This is a genomic window from Syntrophales bacterium, assembly GCA_030655775.1.
In the GTDB taxonomy this organism is placed as follows: domain Bacteria; phylum Desulfobacterota; class Syntrophia; order Syntrophales; family JADFWA01; genus JAUSPI01.
Map to the genome: position 1 here is coordinate 1 of JAUSPI010000158.1, position 2,585 is coordinate 2,585.

Here is a 2,585-nt window from a genome sequence, read left to right on the forward strand (position 1 = left end):
TTTTAGTGATCTTTTCTCCGACCTTTTCTCCGACCTTTTTTAGAGCATATTCAGGGTCACGGTAAAAAGTCGCTCGGAAGAAGGTGCTTACCTCAAAAACGGGCGGTTTTAAATCCGCCTCTTTCATAAGATTTTTCATCTTCCGGATCCCGGATCCCATGCGCTCCACCTTCCCCATGCGATGAAATAGGTCCGCAAGAATAAGATTTCGCCGGATCGATGTTTTTCCGAAATTTTCTTGTGTGACTCCTGCGGGAAATCCACCTGGATTTTCGATCTCGACGCGGTCGTCATAAACCGCGACGTAGATACTCGTCCCCCGCATGCTGTAGTCCCGGTGAACGATTGCGTTGACCACTGCCTCGCGAAGAGCGTCTAGGGGGAGCTCGTAAATGTCATACCGGTTAATTCCACGGATCTCGCTTCGAACATTAAGCTGTTTCCGAATAAACCCCATCGATTCGTTCAGCTGGATCAAAAGATCATCGCGTACATCCTTACGGTCATAGATATAACTTCGGTTTGTCCCTTTAAAAGCGCCACAAATGACCTCCGAATAACGGATGAACTGCTCAGACTTGGCCGCAAACATCAACACGCCAGCATTATTGATTTCTCCGTCTTTATAAATACCAAGGCTGGTAAGGAAAGAAACAAGGTTTCGCTTATTGATTTTGAAGGAAGTATTTGATTCTGCAAGGAATGCTTTAATCTTTTTGATCGAGATGTCTTCCAGCCCGCAATCTTTTCTCGGAAGGTCTTCAAAAAGCCTGTCCACCGTTTCCCGGAAGATCGCCTTGATCTCCTTTTGAGTCATCTTCTGAGTCACGGCATCGAGTCTCCTGAAATATCCTGATGAACAACTATATGTAACGCATTAAATACTTGCGCATAAAATCCTAAGTGTTTCATTGGGATGGTCCCACTGGGCAAACCGGTTTACAAGCGCTTGTTCCAGGCTCTGCATGTCGGGAAAGTAACGGTTGTGTGTTACCCGACGACGTGTAATTCTCCAGATGCGCTCGATAGGATTGAGTTCCGGTGAGTAGGGAGGCAGAAAGGCTAATTGGATTCGGTTCTGATTTCTGGAGAAGAAATCTTTCAAAGCCCGAGCTTTGTGATAAGAAACATTGTCCAGAATTAAAAGCAATTTCCCTTTGGTATGTCGCAGTAAATAGACGATGAAATCGTGAAACGTTTCGGTATTGAAAGGATCCGCCGGTTGGGTCAAGAGACGACCGGTTCGCAGACTGACTGCGCCGAAGAAGCCGATTTTCTGTCGGGTAGAGGGGGAAAGGACTCGGGGTTGTTTTCCCTTGGGAGCCCAGGTGCGAATGAGACTGCTGGCTCTTTGAAAATGAACTTCGTCTTCGGCCCACACCTCGATACTGGGATCTTTCATCCATGTTTGGAATTTTTTTTAAAGAGTTCTTGTTTCTCTGGGTTAGCTTCGGCAGCCAGCCGCCGAGGTCTCTGTAGCGTGAATTCCAAGTGGTGGAAAAGGTTTTGACACTGTCTAACCTGTAACTGTATCGAAAACTGTTTGTGGATATGATGGGAAAGCAATAGTCCATCCCATATGTTTTGGTCATAACCGAATTCCCGGGGTGAACGCAATAAATGTTGGTGCAATTCTTTTTGTTGGAACAACGACATGCGACCGGGACGGCCAGGGCGTTTTCCCTCTGATAGTCCGGCAAAGCCATGGGTTGTGAATTGGTGAATCCAGTTTTCCACACTGCGGGGAGAGTGGTTGTAAAACTTAGCCGCTTCATAACAGCTGTCTCCTTTAAGAACGTGATGAACAACATGGAGTCGGTGGTAATATCTACTCTCGGCCGTATGGGATATTTCATCTTCCACTGCTGCCAGAAATGTTTCAACATCTGGAATCTCAATCCGCTTCATCGGAACAGCCCTCCTTTCTACACCTGTTCCGATTATAGCATAAACCCTATATTATGCGCAAGTATTTAATGCGTTACATATATATGTGTGCAGTCCCGAGGTGCGATGTAAACGGACAAATATTTGTTGAGGCGGCACATATTAAGCCAGACAATGTTCCCGATGGAACCATTCCGCACAGAGCGCATGTTTTGAACGGCCTTTGTTTGTGCAGACATTGCCATGTCGCGTTCGATAAAGGATACTTTTCCTTAACCGATAATCACAGAATTATAATATCGGAAAAATTTGATGATATACCCAATCAAAACCTGAAAGCCGTTATAATCTCAAGCTCAAATATCCAAATCAAGAACAGAATTGACAGCAGATTGCCATTGGCTGAATTCATTCAATACCACAGAAATAACCGCTTTAAAGGCTAAATGGAAACAGTAACCGTAGAGGCGCCATATAAAATATTATTTGACGAGTTTGAGGTAATTAGCATTGTTGCGGAACCAACCCTAAATTATACCATTCCCCTTCCTTTTTCAACGTTAAAGAATAAACAAATAGAACAGATACGAATATTTGATAAGCTCGAAAGCGCCCTACCGTTTTTTAACGGGGAATCCTTTGCTGACCAGGTACACTTTCAATTCGCTCCAAAAACACCCATTCAAAGATGGTTTCCT

4 protein-coding genes are annotated in these 2,585 nt (G+C 44.6%); 1 reads left to right on the forward strand and 3 read right to left on the reverse strand.

The features are described 5' to 3' along the window. The 3 genes from Q7J27_08620 to Q7J27_08630 all read right to left on the reverse strand — a co-directional run. The coding region (locus tag Q7J27_08620; GenBank protein ID MDO9529210.1) for an ATP-binding protein at nt 1-829 on the reverse strand (829 nt) is incomplete at its 3' end. Between the two features lie 48 nt (nt 830-877). Beyond that, on the reverse strand, nt 878-1,402 hold the full coding sequence (locus Q7J27_08625) for an IS630 family transposase (protein ID MDO9529211.1): 525 nt from the start codon (nt 1,400-1,402) through the stop codon (nt 878-880). After that, a complete protein-coding gene (locus Q7J27_08630) occupies nt 1,399-1,908 on the reverse strand; it encodes a winged helix-turn-helix domain-containing protein (GenBank protein ID MDO9529212.1) in 510 nt (169 codons plus the stop codon). The genes Q7J27_08625 and Q7J27_08630 overlap by 4 nt, the downstream gene beginning before the upstream one ends. A gap of 425 nt (nt 1,909-2,333) precedes the next feature. Here Q7J27_08630 and Q7J27_08635 point away from each other — a divergent pair. Further along, the coding region (locus tag Q7J27_08635) for a hypothetical protein (protein MDO9529213.1) at nt 2,334-2,585 on the forward strand (252 nt) is incomplete at its 3' end.